This is a genomic window from Micromonospora sp. NPDC049051, assembly GCF_043197575.1.
Lineage (GTDB): Bacteria > Actinomycetota > Actinomycetes > Mycobacteriales > Micromonosporaceae > Micromonospora.
Map to the genome: position 1 here is coordinate 295162 of NZ_JBICTL010000005.1, position 16847 is coordinate 312008.

The 16847-nt window shown below is 76.0% G+C and carries 14 protein-coding genes; 7 read left to right on the forward strand and 7 right to left on the reverse strand.

Features of this window, described 5'->3' with window-relative positions:
* From cobS to ACGFIR_RS22545, 4 genes are all read right to left on the reverse strand, one after another.
* A complete protein-coding gene (cobS, locus tag ACGFIR_RS22530; protein ID WP_393146941.1) occupies window positions 1–774 on the reverse strand; it encodes an adenosylcobinamide-GDP ribazoletransferase in 774 nt (257 codons plus the stop codon).
* Window positions 764–2749, reverse strand: a complete 1986-nt coding sequence (locus tag ACGFIR_RS22535; RefSeq protein ID WP_393146943.1) for a bifunctional adenosylcobinamide kinase/adenosylcobinamide-phosphate guanylyltransferase — start codon at window positions 2747–2749, stop codon at window positions 764–766. Before ACGFIR_RS22535 ends, cobS begins: the two co-directional genes overlap by 11 nt.
* Before the next feature lie 123 nt (window positions 2750–2872).
* Complete coding sequence (locus ACGFIR_RS22540; protein ID WP_393146945.1) at window positions 2873–4693, reverse strand: protein kinase; 1821 nt, start codon at window positions 4691–4693, stop codon at window positions 2873–2875.
* 47 nt (window positions 4694–4740) lie between these two features.
* Complete coding sequence (locus ACGFIR_RS22545; RefSeq protein WP_393002007.1) at window positions 4741–4941, reverse strand: hypothetical protein; 201 nt, start codon at window positions 4939–4941, stop codon at window positions 4741–4743.
* A 202-nt stretch (window positions 4942–5143) separates the two neighbouring features.
* Here ACGFIR_RS22545 and ACGFIR_RS22550 point away from each other — a divergent pair, with 202 nt between their 5' ends.
* Window positions 5144–5344 carry a hypothetical protein gene (locus tag ACGFIR_RS22550; protein ID WP_393002009.1) on the forward strand — a complete coding sequence of 67 codons (201 nt, stop codon included), beginning with the start codon at window positions 5144–5146 and terminating at the stop codon, window positions 5342–5344.
* A complete protein-coding gene (locus ACGFIR_RS22555) occupies window positions 5344–6141 on the forward strand; it encodes a site-2 protease family protein (RefSeq protein ID WP_393002011.1) in 798 nt (265 codons plus the stop codon). Before ACGFIR_RS22550 ends, ACGFIR_RS22555 begins: the two co-directional genes overlap by 1 nt.
* Window positions 6142–6301: 160 nt before the next feature.
* Here ACGFIR_RS22555 and ACGFIR_RS22560 read toward each other — a convergent pair whose 3' ends face one another.
* Both ACGFIR_RS22560 and ACGFIR_RS22565 read right to left on the reverse strand, forming a co-directional pair.
* On the reverse strand, window positions 6302–7300 hold the full coding sequence (locus ACGFIR_RS22560; protein ID WP_393002013.1) for an aldo/keto reductase family protein: 999 nt from the start codon (window positions 7298–7300) through the stop codon (window positions 6302–6304).
* Between the two features lie 58 nt (window positions 7301–7358).
* On the reverse strand, window positions 7359–8870 hold the full coding sequence (locus ACGFIR_RS22565) for a WG repeat-containing protein (protein WP_393146947.1): 1512 nt from the start codon (window positions 8868–8870) through the stop codon (window positions 7359–7361).
* A gap of 763 nt (window positions 8871–9633) precedes the next feature.
* Between ACGFIR_RS22565 and ACGFIR_RS22570 the strand changes: the two genes are divergently transcribed.
* From ACGFIR_RS22570 to ACGFIR_RS22590, 5 genes are all read left to right on the forward strand, one after another.
* Window positions 9634–10101: a hypothetical protein gene (locus ACGFIR_RS22570; RefSeq protein WP_393146949.1), complete on the forward strand. Its 468-nt coding sequence runs from the start codon at window positions 9634–9636 to the stop codon at window positions 10099–10101.
* 192 nt (window positions 10102–10293) lie between these two features.
* Window positions 10294–10554 carry a hypothetical protein gene (locus ACGFIR_RS22575; RefSeq protein ID WP_393146951.1) on the forward strand — a complete coding sequence of 87 codons (261 nt, stop codon included), beginning with the start codon at window positions 10294–10296 and terminating at the stop codon, window positions 10552–10554.
* Window positions 10555–13507: 2953 nt separating this feature from the next.
* Window positions 13508–14359 carry an ABC transporter permease gene (locus ACGFIR_RS22580; RefSeq protein WP_393146953.1) on the forward strand — a complete coding sequence of 284 codons (852 nt, stop codon included), beginning with the start codon at window positions 13508–13510 and terminating at the stop codon, window positions 14357–14359.
* Window positions 14352–15167, forward strand: coding sequence for an ABC transporter permease (locus ACGFIR_RS22585; protein WP_393002021.1), 816 nt, complete (start codon window positions 14352–14354; stop codon window positions 15165–15167). Before ACGFIR_RS22580 ends, ACGFIR_RS22585 begins: the two co-directional genes overlap by 8 nt.
* Window positions 15164–16126: an ATP-binding cassette domain-containing protein gene (locus tag ACGFIR_RS22590; protein ID WP_393002023.1), complete on the forward strand. Its 963-nt coding sequence runs from the start codon at window positions 15164–15166 to the stop codon at window positions 16124–16126. The genes ACGFIR_RS22585 and ACGFIR_RS22590 overlap by 4 nt, the downstream gene beginning before the upstream one ends.
* Window positions 16127–16205: 79 nt before the next feature.
* Here the strand turns inward: ACGFIR_RS22590 and ACGFIR_RS22595 are convergent, their stop codons facing one another.
* Window positions 16206–16814 carry a DUF3043 domain-containing protein gene (locus ACGFIR_RS22595; RefSeq protein ID WP_393002025.1) on the reverse strand — a complete coding sequence of 203 codons (609 nt, stop codon included), beginning with the start codon at window positions 16812–16814 and terminating at the stop codon, window positions 16206–16208.
* Between the last annotated feature and the right edge of the window lie 33 nt (window positions 16815–16847).

Consider the following 16847-nt stretch of genomic DNA (forward strand, 5'->3'; position numbering starts at 1 on the left):
TCAGCCGGACAGCACCACTCCCAGGTAGACCAGCGTGGTGACGACCTCCACGGTCGCGCCGAGCACGTCGCCGGTGACGCCGCCGAGCCGGCGTACCACGTGTCGCAGCAGCCCCACGGCGACGGCGAGGGCGGCGGCGACGGCCAGCGGCCCCTGCCACGGGCGGCCCGGCACGGCCGCGAGCGCCGGCAGCGCGACGGCCACCGCCCCGGCGGCCAGGGCGACCGGCCCGACGGTGCCCGCGACCAGCGCGCCGAGCCCCTCCGGGCGGGCGGCCGGCACCCCGCGCCGGCAGGCCACCGCCACGCCGAGCCGCCCGGCGGCGGTCGCCGTCACCACGGCCGCGAGCGCCGCCGGCCACGACCGCCCCGCCACCTCCGCGAGGGCCGCCGTCTGCACCAGGAGTACGACCACCAGCGCGACCACCCCGAACGGGCCCACGTCCGGCTTCTTCATGATCTCCAGTGCGGCCGTTCCCCGCCGGTACGACCCCAGCGCGTCCACGGTGTCGGCCAGCCCGTCCAGGTGCAGCCCCCGGGTGAGCAGCGCCCCGGCCCCGACGGTCACCGCCGCCGCGACCAGCGGGGGCGCGAGCGCGCCCGGGAGCAGCAGGATCCCGCCGAGGACGACGCCGAGCAGCGCGCCGACGGCAGGGGCGAGCGCCATCGCCGTACCCGCCACCGAGCGGTCGATGCGACCGGCGCGTACCGGCAGGGTGGTGAAGGTGGTCAGCGCCAGCCGCGCCCCGTCGGCGAACCGCGACTCAGCCGGCACGCCGGCCGGACGGATCCACCGCCTCCGTCTCCGGCCCGGTGCTGACCGGTCCCGGCCCGGCCGGCTCGGGCTCCCGGAAGTCGGGCTCGTCCGGGCCGGGTCCGGCCGGCTCTCGGAAGTCGGGCCCGTCGGTGCTGGTCGGTCCAGGGCCGGCCGGTTCCGGTTCGTGGAAGTCGGGCTCGTCGGTGTCCGGCCCGGCGGCCCCGCCGCCGCCCAGCGACGGGTGCGCCGGCAGCGCGGCGGCCAGCGTCAGCACCGAGCGCAGCAGCGGCAGCGCCGCCAGCGCGTTGGCGCCCTCGCCCAGGTCGAGCCGCAGGTCGAACAGCGGCGTCAGGCCGAGCACGTCGGCGGCGAGCCGCACGGCGGGGTGCCCGCCGTGGTCGGCCAGCAGGCACCAGTGCCGGGCCTGCCCGGCGAGGTCGCGGCTGACCAGGGCGGCGGCCACCCCGACCGGCCCGTCGAGCATGACCGGCAGCCGGCGGGCGGTGGCGCCGAGCAGCACACCGGTGGCCACGGCGACGTCCCCGCCGCCCAGCTCCGCCAGCACGTCCTTGGCGCTGCGCGGCGAGAGCCGGGTCCGGTGCAGGGCGTCCCGCACCGCCGCGCACCGCCTCATCCAGGCCGCGTCGTCGATCTCACCCGAGTCGGTGACCACCCGCCGGAGCACCGCCGGCGCCTCGGCGCCCGCCGTCGCCACCAGCACCGCCGCCGCGGCGGCCTCGGTGCCGGCACCACACGCCCCGAGCACCAGCAGCCGTACGCCCGCGTCGGCGGCCTCCTCGGCGAGCCGCCAGCCGTACCGCAGGGCGACCTCGACCTGCTCTCCCGCCAGCGCCTGCTCGACCTCCATGGGCGCGGACGTCGGGACCTCCACCACCTGGAGCTCGGCGCGGCTCTCGGCGGCGAGCCGGGCCAGCGCCCCCTGGCCGGCGCGGGCCTGGCGGGCCCGGCGCGCCGACTCGCCCTCGGCGTTGCCGGCGGCGGCGCCGCCGAGGTGGTCGCCGTGCAGCAGCAGCACCCGCACCGAGTCCCACGGGGCCGGCGTGGCGGTGCCCTGGGTGGCGGCGGCGAACCCGACCACCTGCTCCAGCACGCCCAGCCCCGCCCCGGGCACGTCCAGGGTGGCGAGCCGCTCGATGGCCTGCGGACCGGTGTACTCGTCGGGCATGGGCAGTTCCATGCCGGGCTGGATGACCAGGCCCGTGGCGACCATCGGCAGCGCCACGGTCGGGGCGGCCCAGCCGGTGCCGCCTGAAGCCGCGGGGGTGACCGGTGCCGGCGACGTGCCGGGGGTGAGCACCTCCGGGGAGGGCTGCGGGGCGGCCACCGGCTGGCCGGTGGCGACGGTAGCCACGGCGGCGGCGCGCGCCTGCGCCGGTTCGGCCTGCGCGGGAGCGGCCTGTGCGGGTACGGCGACCGGCTGCGGGGCGCCCGGCTTCAGCCAGGCGGCCTGGCCGGCGACCACGAGGACCACCGCGTCGCAGGCGTCGGCGACCGCCCGGTTCGCCGCGCCCAGGGCGTCGGTGAAGGCCCGCCCGAGCGGGGTGGTGGGCACCAGGGAGAGCCCGACCTCGGGGCTGACCAGCACCAGCCGGGCCGCGCAGGAGCGGACCGCCGCCGCCAGTTCGGCGATGGTGGCGGTGTCATCGGCCGGTTGGTGCGCAGGGTCGAGCAGCACGGTCGCCCAGCCGCCGAGGTCGTCGACGAGCAGCGTCTCGTTGGGCCCGGCGGCGGCGATCACGTCCGCGAGGCGGCGCGGGTCGTCCGCGGTCTCCTCGGTCGTCCAGGTCTCCGGTCGACGCGCGCGGTGCGTCGCCAGGCGGGCCGCCCACTCCGCGTCGTCGGTCGGGGCGTCGGCGGCGGTGGCCACGTAGCGGACCGTCGGCGCGTCGGCGACCAGCGCCTCGGCGAACTCGGACTTTCCGGACCGGATACCGCCGAGCACCAGGATCGTGTTCCACCCGTCAACGGACATGCCCGTACTTTAGAGCCAGCGCCCGGATGGGGCCGCCCGGAGGTGCGGGGGTCACGGTCCGGCCCGCACCCCGCGAGCGGCCGGCAGGCCGCCGCCGAGGGCAGGAGGACCCCGGGTCCACGCTCAGCCGCAGTGCTCGAATCCGCTGGCGTAGCTGGCCCCGCCGGTGGATCCGCCCCACTTCACGCACACTCCGGCGGCCTTGGCCTTCACCGGGCCGGCGTAGTACGAGAACGACCCGCTGTCGGTGCTGCGCGCCCGGCCCCGTACCTCCAGCCACGCCGAGGCGGCCGTCGCCGTGCCCACCGCGGTCTCCTTCATCGTGACCACGCAGTTGTTGCCGCTACCGGGGTGGTAGAGCAGGTAGACCCGGCCCGTCCGGCTGCCCGAGGTGCTCAGCGTGGCCGAGTCGATCACCGTGTAGCCGCTGCCGCACGCCTCGACGGGCGTGTACGGGTTCGGCTTCGCCGGTCGGCCGGCCGTCGGCTCCGAGCCGGGCCGGGTCGGAGCGGTCCCGGTCGGCCCGCCGTCGCCCGGCGTCGGGACCGGGGAGGGGCCGACCGGCGACGCCGAAGGCGTGACGGAGACCGACGGGGCCGCCGCGCGGGTGACGCCGGGGGTGGGCTCGACGCGGAGACGGCCCGTGCCGCCGTCGGACGCCGCGCCCGGCGAGCCCACCACCGCGGGCTCGCCGCCCAGCGCCGCCGGCACGTTCGCGGCGGTGGAACCGTCGTCGGGGAGGACGGCGATCGCCACCAGCCCGGCCAGCACCACGAACGCGGTGGCCGCCGCCCCGAGCAGCACGGCCCGACGCCGCCGCGCCGCCGCGGGGTCGCCCTGCGGGGCAGGTGGGGCGGCGGCCGGCGGTGGCGCGACCGGGTCCTCCCGGGTGGGCGGGACCGCTCCCCAGGCGTCGCTCGGGGTGCCCGGCCCCGCGTGCGCCAGGGCGGGAGCCACCGGCGGCAGCGGCGCCCACGGATCCGACGGTACGACCGATCCGGCGGTGCCGGCCGTGGCGACAGCGCCCGGGTCCGTTGCCGCGACGGCCTGCGCCGGGGCGGTCGGGCCGGCGAGGGCCCACGGCGGTCGGGCGGACGTCGGCACCACCGTCAGGGTCGCGTCGCGTGCCCCGGCCGCGGCGTCGGCCATCGCCGCCGCGTCGGGAAACCGGTCGTCGGGCTGCCTCGCCATCGCCTGCCGCACCAGCGCGGCCACCCCAGGCGGTACGTCGGGCGGCAGCGGCGGCGGTTCCTCCTGGAGGTGCCGCAGCGCCACCTGGAGCGGGCTGTCCCCGTCGAACGGCGGCTGACCGGTCAGGCAGAAGTACGCCACCGCGCCGAGCGCGTAGATGTCCGTCGCCGGGGAGACCGGCTGGTTGGCGGCCTGCTCGGGCGACATGTACGCGGCGGTGCCGAGCATCACGTTGGCGGCGGTGATGCCCGCCGTCGTGCCGGAGCGGGCGATGCCGAAGTCGACCAGCACCGCCCGGCCGTCGGCCCTCACCAGCAGGTTGCCCGGCTTCACGTCGCGGTGCACGATGCCGGCGAGGTGGGCCGTGTGCAGCGCCTCGGCGGCCTGCGTCACCACCGACATGGTCGAGGCCGGGTCGAGCCGCCTCGCGCGCCGCAGCCAGGAACTCAGCTGCTGGCCGTCGACGTACTCCATCACCAGGTAGTCGACCTGGCTGTCGTCGGCGAGGACGGACCGGCCGACGTCGTGCACGGCGACCACGCCCGGGTGGCGCAGCGCCGCCAGCATCCGCGCCTCCGCCCGGAACCGGGCCGCGAACTCGGGATCCGCGCTCAACGCCGGCAGCAGCACCTTCACGGCCACCGTGCGTTCGAGCATGAGGTCGGTGCACCGCCAGACCGCGCCCATGCCGCCGGTGGCCACCCGGTCGTCCAGGCGGTACCGGTCGCTGAGCACCACTCCTCGCGTAAGCACCGCGACACCCTACCGGCCCGATGGGACGCGGTGGAGCGCCCGACGGGCTACCGGGGCGCCTGGTACTGGAAGTCGTTGGGGTTGACCGCCGCCGGCTTCGGGTCCTCCTGCCAGGCGCCCTCGCCGGGCCGGGCGACGAGGGCGTCCAGCAGGTCCTCCCGTTCCATGTGCGCGGCCCCCTCGATGCCGCCGCGTACCGCCATCCTCCGCAGCGTCTCGGTGTCCTTGTCGTGCAGCGGTCCGTCCATCGTCGCCCCCTCCGGGCCGTCGGCGGTCCGTGACCGCCCCGTCGCGCGTCGAGGATGCCCATACCCGGACAGGGGCCGGAAAACCCTGCGCGGCCTGGCCGGCTGCGCTCCCGCCGTACGGATGTCGGGCCGCCCCGCGCGCGGCCGACTACGCTGGCGGGGGTTCGTCCCACGGGACATCAGCGGCGAGGGGAGACGCGGCATGGCGTGGAGCTGGCGGTACGAGGGCACGAACGGTGAGTCGGTCGAGGGGCCGGCGGAGTCGTTCAGCAGCCAGGCGGACGCCGAATCGTGGATCGGTCAGGCCTGGCGGGAGCTCGCGGCGTCCGGCGTCACCTCGGTCGCGCTCGTGGAGGACGACCGGGTGGAGTACCGCATGAGCCTGCTGCCTCCGGCGGAGTGATGGCCGGCGACCGTCCGGGGGGCGAGCCGCTGGTGCTCGGCGTACCCCGGGCGGCGTTCCGGCCCAGCCCGGTCTTCCTCGCCCTGCTCGCGCTCTTCGTGACGAGCGGGGTGCTCACCTGGCACGGGTTCGGCAACGTCCGGCTCGACGTGTTCCTCTTCGTCGTCTCCGGCTGGCTGGTCTCGCTCTGCCTGCACGAGTACGCCCACGCCGTCGTCGCGTTCCGGGCCGGCGACCGCAGCGTCGCCCACCGGGGCTACCTGACGCTCAACCCGCTGAAGTACAGCCACCCGCTGCTGTCGATCGCGCTGCCGGTGGTGGTCGTGCTGCTCGGCGGCATCGGCCTGCCCGGCGGGGCGGTCTGGGTGGACCGGCACGCCATCCCGGGGCGGCTGCGGCACACCCTGGTCAGCCTCGCCGGACCGGCCACCAACGTGCTGTTCACGCTGGTCCTGGTGCTCGCCGTACGCCTCGGGGCGCCCGGCGGCGGGCCGGTCGAGTTCTGGGCGGCCGTGGCGCTGCTCGCGTTCCTCCAGCTCACCGCGAGCGTGCTCAACCTGCTCCCGGTGCCCGGACTGGACGGCGGCAACATGATCCAGCCGTGGCTGAACCCGCAGTGGCGCAGGATGTACGACCTGTTCGCCCCGTTCGGCTTCATCCTGCTGTTCGCGCTGCTGTGGAACCCGCGCATCGGCGGCTGGTTCTTCGACGGGGTCTTCGCCGTCTGCGACCTCCTCGGCCTGCCGCCGTGGCTCTACGCGCGCGGCCTGGAGCTGATCCGCTTCTGGCAGGGCTGACCGCCGCCGTGGCGTCTCCGGTCCGGCCAACCGCGATGGCGACCGCCCTGTCCGGCCCGGTCACTCGCGATGGCGACCGCCCTGTCCGGCCCCGGCCGCCCACTGTGGCGACCGCACTGTCCGGCCCGGCCGCCCGCGTGGGCGACCGGGCCGGGACGCGTCACGGACGCTCGGCGGGAGACTCCGTGCGGGCCGGGTCGCGCTCGACGATCGGGTCGAGGATCTCGTCGATCGCCTTGAGCAGCTCGGCGTCGAGCGTCACGCCGGCCGCCTTGACGTTGTCCTGCACCTGCTCGGGGCGGGAGGCGCCGATGATCGCCGAGGAGACGTTCGGATTCTGCAGCACCCAGGCGACAGCGAGCTGCGCCATGCTCAGCCCGGCCTGCTCGGCCAGCGGCTTGAGCCGCTGCACGCGGGTCAGGACGTCGTCGGTCATGAACCGGGAGATGAAGCCCGCGCCCGACTTCTCGTCGGTGGCCCGGGAACCGGCGGGCGGCGGCTGGCCCGGCAGGTACTTGCCCGACAGGACGCCCTGCGCGATCGGCGACCAGACGATCTGGCCGACGCCCAGCTCCTCGCTGGTCGGGACGACCTCGGCCTCGATGACCCGCCAGAGCATCGAGTACTGCGGCTGGTTGGAGACCAGCGGAATGCGCAGCTCACGGGCGAGCTGGTGGGCCTCGCGGATCTCCGACGCCTTCCACTCGGAGACGCCGATGTAGTGCGCCTTGCCGGAGTGCACGACGTCGGCGAACGCCTCCATCGTCTCCTCGAGCGGCGTGCTGTAGTCGTACCGGTGGGCCTGGTAGAGGTCCACATAGTCGGTGCGCAGCCGGCGCAGCGAGCCGTCGATCGACTCCATGATGTGCTTGCGGGACAGGCCCCGGTCGTTGCGGCCCGGACCCGTGGGCCAGAACACCTTCGTGAAGATCTCCAGCCCTTCGCGCCGCTCGCCCTCCAGGGCGCGGCCCAGCACGTCCTCGGCGCGGGTGCCCGCGTACACGTCGGCCGTGTCGAAGGTGGTGATGCCGGCGTCCAGGGCGGCTCGGACGCAGGCGAACGCCGCGTCCTCCTCGACCTGCGAGCCGTGGGTGATCCAGTTGCCGTACGAGATCTCACTGACCATCAGGCCGGAACGGCCCAGGTGACGGAATTCCATGCGTCGACCCTAGCCCGTTCGGATGACGGTCACCCCTCGCGGCGGGACGCGGTGTCGGTCAGAGCACGGGGCTGGTGTCGACGAGCAGCCGCTCGATCTCGGCGACGACCTCGTCGCGGTCGCGGTGCACCGGCTCGATCAGCGGCTCGCCCCGGCGGTCGAGCGCGCCCCAGCGGCCCGTGCCGTCACCGACCAGGAACGCGACGGGGTGGATGACCAGTGCCGGATGGGTGGGCGGGACCAGCATCTTCCCGGCCCGGTTCACCACGCCGCGCCGGCCGGCCACGTCCACCACGGCCAGTCCCTCCTCGGTGAAGCCCTCCACGTACCGGCCGTCGGCCAGGACGGTGGGGAACCCGTGGTGCCGGGTGGGCACCACGATCCGGCCGTTGCGGTCGACCGCGCCCCAGCCGTCCCGGCGGACGACGGCCACGCCGCGCTGGAACGGGCGTACGTCCGCGAAGCCGTGCGGCACGACCACCTCGCCGGTGGCGTCGATCGCCACCCAGCCGGCGTCGCCGCCGTCGGAGACCCAGGCCAGCCCGTCGGAGAACGAGCGCACCACCGGGTACGCCGGTTCGAGCACCGTGGCGCCGGCGCGGTCGAGCAGCGACCACCGCTCGGCCCCGGGGCGCCGCACCCAGGCCAGCCCGTCGCGGAACGGCTGCGCCTCCGCGTACTCGGCGGCGATCACCATGTCGCCGTTTGGGTCGGAGAAACCCCACAGGTCGCCGTCGCGGGCCGGCACCGGGGGCCGGTCCCGCTCCAGCACCTCCTCGCGGCTGCGGGGGTACGGCCCGAAGCCCGTCTCCGCGACCCGCTCCGCCACCGCGTCCAGGCTCAACCGGATCCGGGCCTGCAACTCGGGATCCTCGGTGCCGCGCAGGTCCAGCGCCCGCTCGAAGTGGTGACAGGCCTCCATCAGCCGGCCCTGGTCGTAGCAGGACCGCCCGGCGTGCTCGTGCAGCACCGCGCGCAGCCGCTCCGGCAACTCCGTGGAGTTGGCCTCGGCGAAGAGCCGGTCGGCCTCGACGAACTCGCCGCGCCAGCGCAGCACGTGCGCCAGCCGCGCCTGCGCCACCGCCGTACGCCGCAGCTCCCCGGTGGCCTCGGCGTACGTGAGCGCGAGCCGACCGTCCGCGAGGGCGTCGTCCAGCTCACCGAGAATCCGAGACACCACCGCCCGCAGGCTGAGCAGCCGGGCGCGCGACCTGTTGTCCACGGCCGCGCCCAGCTTCTCGGTCAGCCGCCGCCGGATGATCCGGAACTCGTCCGGTTCCCGCACGATCTCCCGCAGGGTCGCCGGATCGAGCTGCCAGCGGTAGCTCGCCAGCACCTGCTCCGGGTCACCCTGCTCCGCGCCCTGGCGCCCGGCGTCCCGCGCCCCGGCAGGAACCCGCTCGACGACACCGGCCTCGCCTGTGCGGGGCTCGGCTGCGCTCGGCACGGCGGTGCGGGGCTCGGCTGCGCTCGTCGCGGCGGTGCTGGCTTCGGTTGCGTTCGTCGCGGCGGCGGATGGTGCGGCGGTGCGGGGCTCCGTGGCGCTCAGTGCGGCGGGTGGTGCGGACATCGGAGGGGCCGGCACGTCCACGACCGGCGTGGCAGCGACCTGTACCGGAGGCGACAGCACGTCCGGCGCGCCCACCGGCTGCACCGCCACGGTGTCCGTGGCGGGTGCGTGGGCAGACGACGGTGCCGCATCCCCGGCACTGGCGGGGAGTCCCGCATCCCGGGCGCTGGCGGGCAGCGCCGCGTCCCCGGCGCTGGCCGGCGCCGCCGCCAGAGGCGGAGTGTCCGCGACGGGTGGAACACCATGGGTGTCAAAGACCTTCGGTGACAACCATGGTGTTCCACCGGTGGGCTCAGCCGGGACGTTCGGCACCTGTTCGGCCGGGTCGCGGGGGAAGGGAGTAGTGGAGTGCCCGTCCGGGCGGGTGACCGGAGTGTCCGCGTCGGTCGTAAAGGGCTCGGAGACCTCCGTACGGGCCATGTCTGGACCGGAGGCCTCCGTGTCGACGCGCGGAGCCGGAGCGCCCGTGTGGGGCTCGGGAAGGGCCTGAGTACGGGGACCCTCGACGTACGGGCCGGGGGCGTCGTGCGTGGGCTCGGGCGGGGCTGGAGTACCCAGGGCTGGTGGCGCGAATTCGGGCCGTTCCCCAGCCATCGCAACGGTTTCAGCCGCCGCAGGGGCGGATGGTTCCGCCTCTGCTCGAACTGCTTCCGCAGGCGGGCCTGACACCGGGCGAGCGAGTGGTGCCTGCGTCGGCGGGACCAGCCCAGGCTGGCTGGCGGGCGCGGACACTGTGGAGTCGGTCCCTGCGGAAGGTACGACGATGGGCGCCGCGACCGCTTCGGAGTCCGTCTGCGCAGGCATCGCGATAGCGGTGCCGGCCTGTATGGACGATGCGGCGACAGGCATCGTGGACGGTGCAGCCGTGGGCGGCACGGGCGGTGCGGTGACGGCCTGCGTGGAGGGTCCGGTGACGTCCTGCTCGGATGGCGCGGCCATAGGCGCTGCGGCGGTGAGCGGCACGGACGGTGCGGCGGTGAGCGGCACGGACGGTGCGACGACGGCCTGCTCGACGGGCGCGGTGACGGCCTGCTCGGGCGGTGCGGCCATGGCCGCAGCGGCGGTGGGTGGCTCGGACGGTACGGGGGCGGGCGGCGCGGGCGTTGCGGCGGTGGGCGGCACGGAGCGTGGGGCGGCGTCCTGGTCGGACGGTGCGGCGGTGGGCGCGGCGGCGGTGAGCGGCGCGGACGGCGCGGATGACGCGGCGACGGGCGCTGCGGAGAGCGGCTGATCCGGCGGTGTGGTGACCGGCGCCGGGCGCGCCGGAGGCGAATCCGGAACGGCCGGAGCGATCGGGCCGGAGGACAGCCAACCCGTCGGCGCAGGCGCGGCGGCTGGCTCGGCGGGCGGGCCGGACACCGGGAGAGGCGCGGGCGGTGCCTGTCCAGCGGGCTTACCTGCCGCCAACTCGGAGAGGGAGGACGTGGGCGGTGATGCCGACACGGGCGGTGCGCCGGACACCGGCGGGCTGGATACCGGCGGGCTGGATACCGGTGGGGCGGATACCGGCGGGCTGGATACCGGCGGGCCGGATACCGGCGGGCCGGATACCGGCGGGCTGGACACCGGCGGGCTGGACACCGGTCGGCCGGGCAGTGGTGGGGCGGATGCCGGCGGGGTGGCCCCCGAGACCGGGGCGGGTGCGCCCGCGGCTGCCTGGGTCAGCGGCCCGGTGTGGTCGTGAGCCGGCGCTGGCGACGTGACACCGTCGCCGGCGGGACTCGTGGTCGACGTGCCGAATCCCGGGACCGGGACGGCGTCCAGGCCCGCCGCGCCGTCCGGAGCTGTCCTGTCGCCTGCCGGCGTCGTTCCGCTAGAAGGTGTCGTTCCGTCGGTCGTCGTTCCAGAGGCCGTCGTCCCGCCGGTAACCGTCGTGTCGCTGGTAACCGTCGTGTCGCCGGTCGTCGTCGTGCCGCTTGCAGCCGTCGTGAAGCTCGCCGCCGTCGTGGTGCTCGGAGCCGACGTGTCGCTGGCCGCCGTCGTGTCGGCTGGAACCGACATGGGGCTTGCGGCCGTCGTGTCGGCTGGAACCGACATGGGGCTTGCGGCCGTCGTGTCGCTCGGGACCGGCGTGGGGCTCGGGGGAGCAGGGCTGGTGGGCCGTGTCTCGTCGGGCACGGCCGAAGGTGTCGCGGACCGGGACGGCCGGAACCAGGCGTCCGGCCCGCTCGTCGGCTGCGGCTGCGGCTGCGACGGAGACGGCGGAGCGGCTGGTGCGGGCGGGTCGCTGGGCGGTGGCGGGACGTACCGCTTGGGCCTGTCGGGCGCGATGGGCAGCTGCGGTGCCGGAGCTTCCTGCCTGCTGCCGGACGCCGTGTCGGATGCCGCCTGGGGGTTCGGACCGGCGGGGTCTCCGGTCGCCTCGCCTGCCGGACGGGCCACCCTGCTTGCGGTCGCCTCCGGGGCCGGCAGGAACTCCAGGCGCAGCCGGTCGGCGGGCGGCCCCGAGATCGGCGTGGCGTCGTCCGCCGGAGCCGGGCGGGACGTGTGGCCGGTGCCGGCGGAGCCCGGCACTGTCGGGCGGCTGGGCGCCGGCCCGGCTGGGGACACCGGGCGCATGCCCTCCGGGCCCGGGGGTCCGGCCGGCGATACCGGGCGGGCGCCCTCCAGGTTCGTGGGTCCGGCTGGCGGCACGGGGCGGGTGCCCGCCCAGTCCGGGGGGCTGGCTGGCGACACCGGACGGGCGCTCATCGGGTTCGCGGGTCCGGCTGGCGACGCAGGGCGGGTGCCCGCCCAGTCAGGGGGGCCGGCTGGCGACACCGGACGGGTGTCCACCCGGTCCGCGGGGCCGGCCGGCGACACCGGGCGGCCGGCCAGTCGGTCCGGGGGGCCCGCGGGCGAGACAGGCGAGGCGGGGTGACCGGCGGGTGAGACCGGCCGGACATGCGTCGGTACGGCCGCGTCGGGGCGCGGCAGGTCGCGGGCCGGCGCGGGGGAGACGGGGCGGGGCGGTACCGGACCGTCCCCGGCCGGGGCCCGAAAAGCCGTCGGTCCGGCAGCCGTCGGTCCGGAGGTCGGGGCACCGGAGGTCGGGGCGGATCGGCGGTGGTCGTACCCGGGCGGAGGCGGTGGAGTCGCGGCGTGTTCGGGGCCGGGCCGGTCTACCGGTCGCCGGTGCTCGGGGTGCGGCTCGCCCCGCCGCGCCGCGTCCCGGTGGTCGAAACCGGGTCGTACGGGGCCGGGGGAGGGCCAGGGCAGGCCGCCGTCCGGCTGCGGGTGCCCCCGGGACTCCCGGTACGCCTCGGCCTCCCGGCGGGCGTCGGGTCGGCTGGTCGGCCGCGCACCGCGCTCCGGGTACGTCTCGGCACGCGCCGCCTCGTACGCCCGCCGGTGTTGGTCCGGCTCCTGCTGCGGACGCTGCCCGTCGGAACGGGGGTGCTGCCCGGGGGAGGCCCGGTCGGGGCGTGGCCGACCGTCGGCGGGTACGCCGGGCTCGCGGTCCCGCCCGCCCGCTCCATGCTCCCGTTGCGGGTCGGACGGGCGCTCCCACCGTGGGTCCGCCGGGCGCTCCCGTTGGGGGTCCGCCGGGCGCTCCCACTGCCGGTCGGACGGGCGCTGCTCCCAGCGGGCGGAGGAACGCTCCCACTGGCTGTCGGAGGGGCGGGGCTCGGGGGCCCGGTCGGAGGGGCGGGACTCCGGGCTGCCCGGGGCGCCCCACTGGTAGCGGGGCCGGGCGCCTGCCTGGCGGTCGTCGGCGGTCTCCGGCCGACGGTCGAATCCGGGCGTCGCCGGCCGGTCGGGACCGTGCCCGCCCCGGCGGTCGTGGCCCGGCTCGGGTCGGCGGTCGTGGCCGGTCTCCATGGGTCTGTACGCGGGTGGGCGGCGGGACGTCGAATCCTCGTTGGGCTCCGGGAGCCAACCCGGCTCGGCCCTGCCGGCGGGGGAGACGGGGCGGTCCCGCCCGGCCGGCTCGTGCCGTGGAGGGCGGGTGTCGTAGCGGTCGGGGCCGGCGTGCTCGCGCGGCCGGGGCGAGTCGACGGGCCGGCCCGGGGCGTCGAATCCGCCCCGGTCGTTGCGGTGCGGTTGCTCCTGCCGGGGCGGCCACTGCCGGTCCTCCGGCCCGCGCGGCCCGGCGTGCGGGGGGCGGTACGACTCGTCGCCGTGCCGGCGTGCGTCGAGGCCGTCGGGCCGGCCGTTCCACGCGTCCTGCCGGCCGGGCCGTCCCTCGGGAAGGTCGTCCCACGACCGTCCGATGTAGGTGCCGTCGGGTCGGGTCGGCGCGAGCGGGGGCACCTCGGCCCGGCCGACGGCCGACCGGCTGCGGGGGGCGGGCGGGGCGTGTTCGACGCCGATGTCGCCCGCGTAGCGCTGGCCCGGGAACTGCGGGTGCCACTCGGTGGTCGGCTCGATCATCCAGGCCGGCTCGTTGGAGTCGTGCCAGTGGTCGTAGTAGCGGCTCATCCGGCCGCCCCATCACCACGGAGGGTAGGCGTCACGCCGATGGTCAGCCGTCGGTGAGCGGGTACGCCCGGCTGCCCGGTCGGCGCCGGTCCGCTCACGGCGGCGCCCCGGTGGCCGGCTCGCGTCCGCTCGCTCACGGCGATGTCACCTCGTTGGAAATTGTCGCGCTGGGCGCTCCACGTGCCGGTAGAGTCGCCCCCTCCGGTACGGCGTGGCTGCGGAAGGAGGGTAGCGGCGTGGGCTCGCTCACCGCCACTGTGGCACCGCCCACCGCCTCAAACGTTATCCTATGGTTCCGGACATTTAAGGCTATAACCGGATCAGGCTTCCGACGTTACGCCACGTACCGGCAGGCGTCGGTGGCGGGCGTCGTGACCAACACGGTCTTCGGCTTCCTGCGGTGCTACGTCCTGCTCGCGGTCGCCGGTGCCGCCGGCACGGTGGCCGGGTACGACCGGGGGCAGCTCGCCACCTTCGTCTGGGTCGGTCAGGGCCTGCTGGCGGTCGTCCTCCTCGGGAGCTGGACGGAGCTGGCCGACCGGATCCGCACCGGCGACGTCGTCAGCGACCTGCTGCGGCCCGTGCACCCCGTGACCAGCCATCTCGCCGCCGACCTGGGTCGTGCCGGCCATGCCGCGCTGGTCCGCTTCCTCCCGCCGGTGCTGCTCGGGCCGCTCTTCTTCGACGTCCACCTGCCCCGCCGCTGGTCCACCCTGCCGCTCTTCGCGATCTCCGCCGTGGCTGCCGTGGTCCTCTGCTTCGGTTGCCGGTTCCTGGTCAACGCGACGGCGTACTGGCTCCAGGACGTCCGGGGGCCGCTGGTCCTCTGGATCCTCGCCTCGGGCGTGCTCGCCGGGCTCTACTTCCCGCTGCGCTTCCTGCCGGAGTGGCTCCAGCTCGCCCTGTGGCTGGGCACCCCCTTCCCGAGCCTGCTGCAGACCCCGCTGGACGTGCTGGTCGAGCGCGATCCGACCGGCGTGCAGGTAGGGCTGGTCGGGCTCCAGCTCGCCTGGGCGGCGCTGGCCCTGGCCGCCTGCCGGCTGGTGCAGCGCCGCGCGGAGCGCCGCCTGGTGGTGCAGGGTGGCTGACGCGTCGGGCGGGGCGCTGGCCGCGTACCGGGCGCTGCTCGGCGCGCAGGCACGCGCCCAGACGGCGTACCGGACCTCGTTCGTGATCGACCTGGTCGTCAACGTCGGTGCCACCCTGCTCGACGTGCTCACCGTCTTGGTGATCTTCGGGGTAACCCGGGAGCTGGGCGGCTTCACGCTGCGCGAGACGCTGGTGATCGTCGGCCTCTCGGCCTGCGCGTTCGCCGTCGCCGACATGCTGGTGGGCAACATCGAGCGGCTGCCCCGGTACGTGCGCAGCGGGCTCTTCGACGCCGTGCTGGTCCGCCCGCTCGGGGCCCTGCCCCAGCTGCTGCTGATGGACCTGCCGCTGCGCAAGGTGTCCCGGGCGGTCTTCGGGCTCGCCGTGCTGGTCGTCGCGGTCGGCTCGGCCGGCGTCGAGTGGACCCCGGCGCGGGCGTTGCTGGTGGTCGTCGCCCCGTTGGCCGGTGTGGTCTTCTTCGGCTCGGTCTTCGTGGCGACCGCCACCGTCTCGTTCTGGTGGGTCGACTCCGGCGAGCTGGCCAACTCGGTCACCTACGGCGGCCGGGACTTCACCTCGTACCCCGTCACCGTCTTCGAGGGCTGGTTCCGCGGCATGTTCGCGTACGGCCTGGGCTTCGCCTTCGTGAGCTACCACCCGGCGCTGGCGCTGCTCGGCCGCGCCGACCCGCTCGGCCTGCCGGCGTGGGTCGGCTGGACCGCGCCGGCCGTCGCGCTGGTCGCGGCCGGCGGGGCGGCGGCGGCCTGGCGCACCGGGATCCGCCACTACCGGAGTACGGGGTCATGAGCGACGACGTGATCGTGGCCGACGGGCTGCGCAAGGAGTTCACCGTCCGGGTGCGGGCCGGCCGGCTGCGGCGGGAGAAGCGGCGGGTCACCGCCGTCGACGGCATCGACCTGCGGGTGGCCCGGGGCGAGATGCTCGGCTACATCGGGCCCAACGGCGCCGGCAAGTCGACGACGCTCAAGATGTTCACCGGCGTGCTGACGCCCTCCGCGGGCGAGGTACGCGTCTGCGGCCTGCGCCCGGTGGCCCAGCGCACCCGGCTCGCGCTGCGGGTCGGCGTGGTGTTCGGCCAGCGCTCGCAGCTCTGGTGGGACCTGCCGCTGGGCGACTCGTTCGCGCTGCTGCGACACGTCTACCGCGTGCCGGCCGCCGCGCACGCCGCCCGGCTGCGCCGCTGCCGGAGCCTGCTCGACCTGGACCCTTTCCTGGACACCCCGGTCCGGCAGCTCTCCCTCGGGCAGCGGATGCGCGGCGAGTTGACCGCCGCGCTGCTGCACGGCCCGGAGGTGCTCTTCCTCGACGAGCCCACCATCGGGCTCGACGTGGTCAGCAAGCAGGCGGTCCGCGGCTTCCTCGGCGAGCTGGGCCGGGCCGGGGACACGACGCTGGTGCTCACCACGCACGACCTGGCCGACATCGAGCGGCTCTGCCGGCGTCTGGTGGTGGTCGACCACGGGCGGGTGGTGCACGACGGGTCGATCGCGGCGCTGCACGTGCGGTACGGGTCGCGTCGCCTGCTCGTGGCCGACCTGGACGACCCGCTGCCCGCGCCGCCGGTGTTGCCCGGCGCGCCGCTGCTGCGGCAGGAGGCCGACGGGCACCGGCTGGTCTTCGTGCTGGAGTCGGCGGGGGTGGCCGAGGTGGTGGCGGCCCTGGCCCGGCTCGGCGCGGTGCGGGACGTCTCGATCGTCGAGCCGGACATCGAGGACGTGGTGGCCCGGCTCTACGGCAGCCGCTGACGCCGCCGGAGCGGTGGTCGGCGAGGTGTCGCCGGCGCGGCCTCGTCGGGATGGGGGAGAGCGCGCCGGTGCGGCAGGCTCAGACCGGGTCGCCGATGTTGACCTGGGGCTCGGGGGCGCGCATCCGGCGGAACGTGATCGACCGCATGATGGCGTAGAGGTAGAGCGAGCCCATCCGCTGCCCGGTGTTCGGGAAACGCTCCCGGACCAGCTTGCGGATCTTGCGCGAGATCAGCACCGAGTCGATCACCACGCCCAGGGCGAGGGCGCCCCAGAGGATGTTGGAGACCAGGCGGACGACCGGCGGCATCGCGGCGTTCGAGCCGATCAGCACGATCAGGGCGCCACCGAAGAACCAGGTGCCCACCGTACGCCGGGAGTCGACCACGTTGCGGGCCAGCAGCCGTTCCGGGCCGCGGTCGCGGGGGCCGCCCTCCCGGCGGAACTCCGCCGCCGCCTCGGCGCGCAGCTGGCGCTTGCGCTCCCGCTGCTCCTCCTTGGTCAACGGCTTGGTGGCGCCGGCCGGCCGGCGGCCCGCGGTCGGCCGCTTCGGGGTGACCTTGCCCAGCTCCTTCTTGCTCGGGGTGTAGCCCCGGGGCTGGGCGGTCGTGGACTCCTCGTCGGGGGTCACCGGGGTGACGGCCTCGTCGACGAGGTCGGAGGACTTGCGGCGAAACAGCGACGGCACGCGGAAAGGGTAGCCAAACGACGGCGCCCGGTG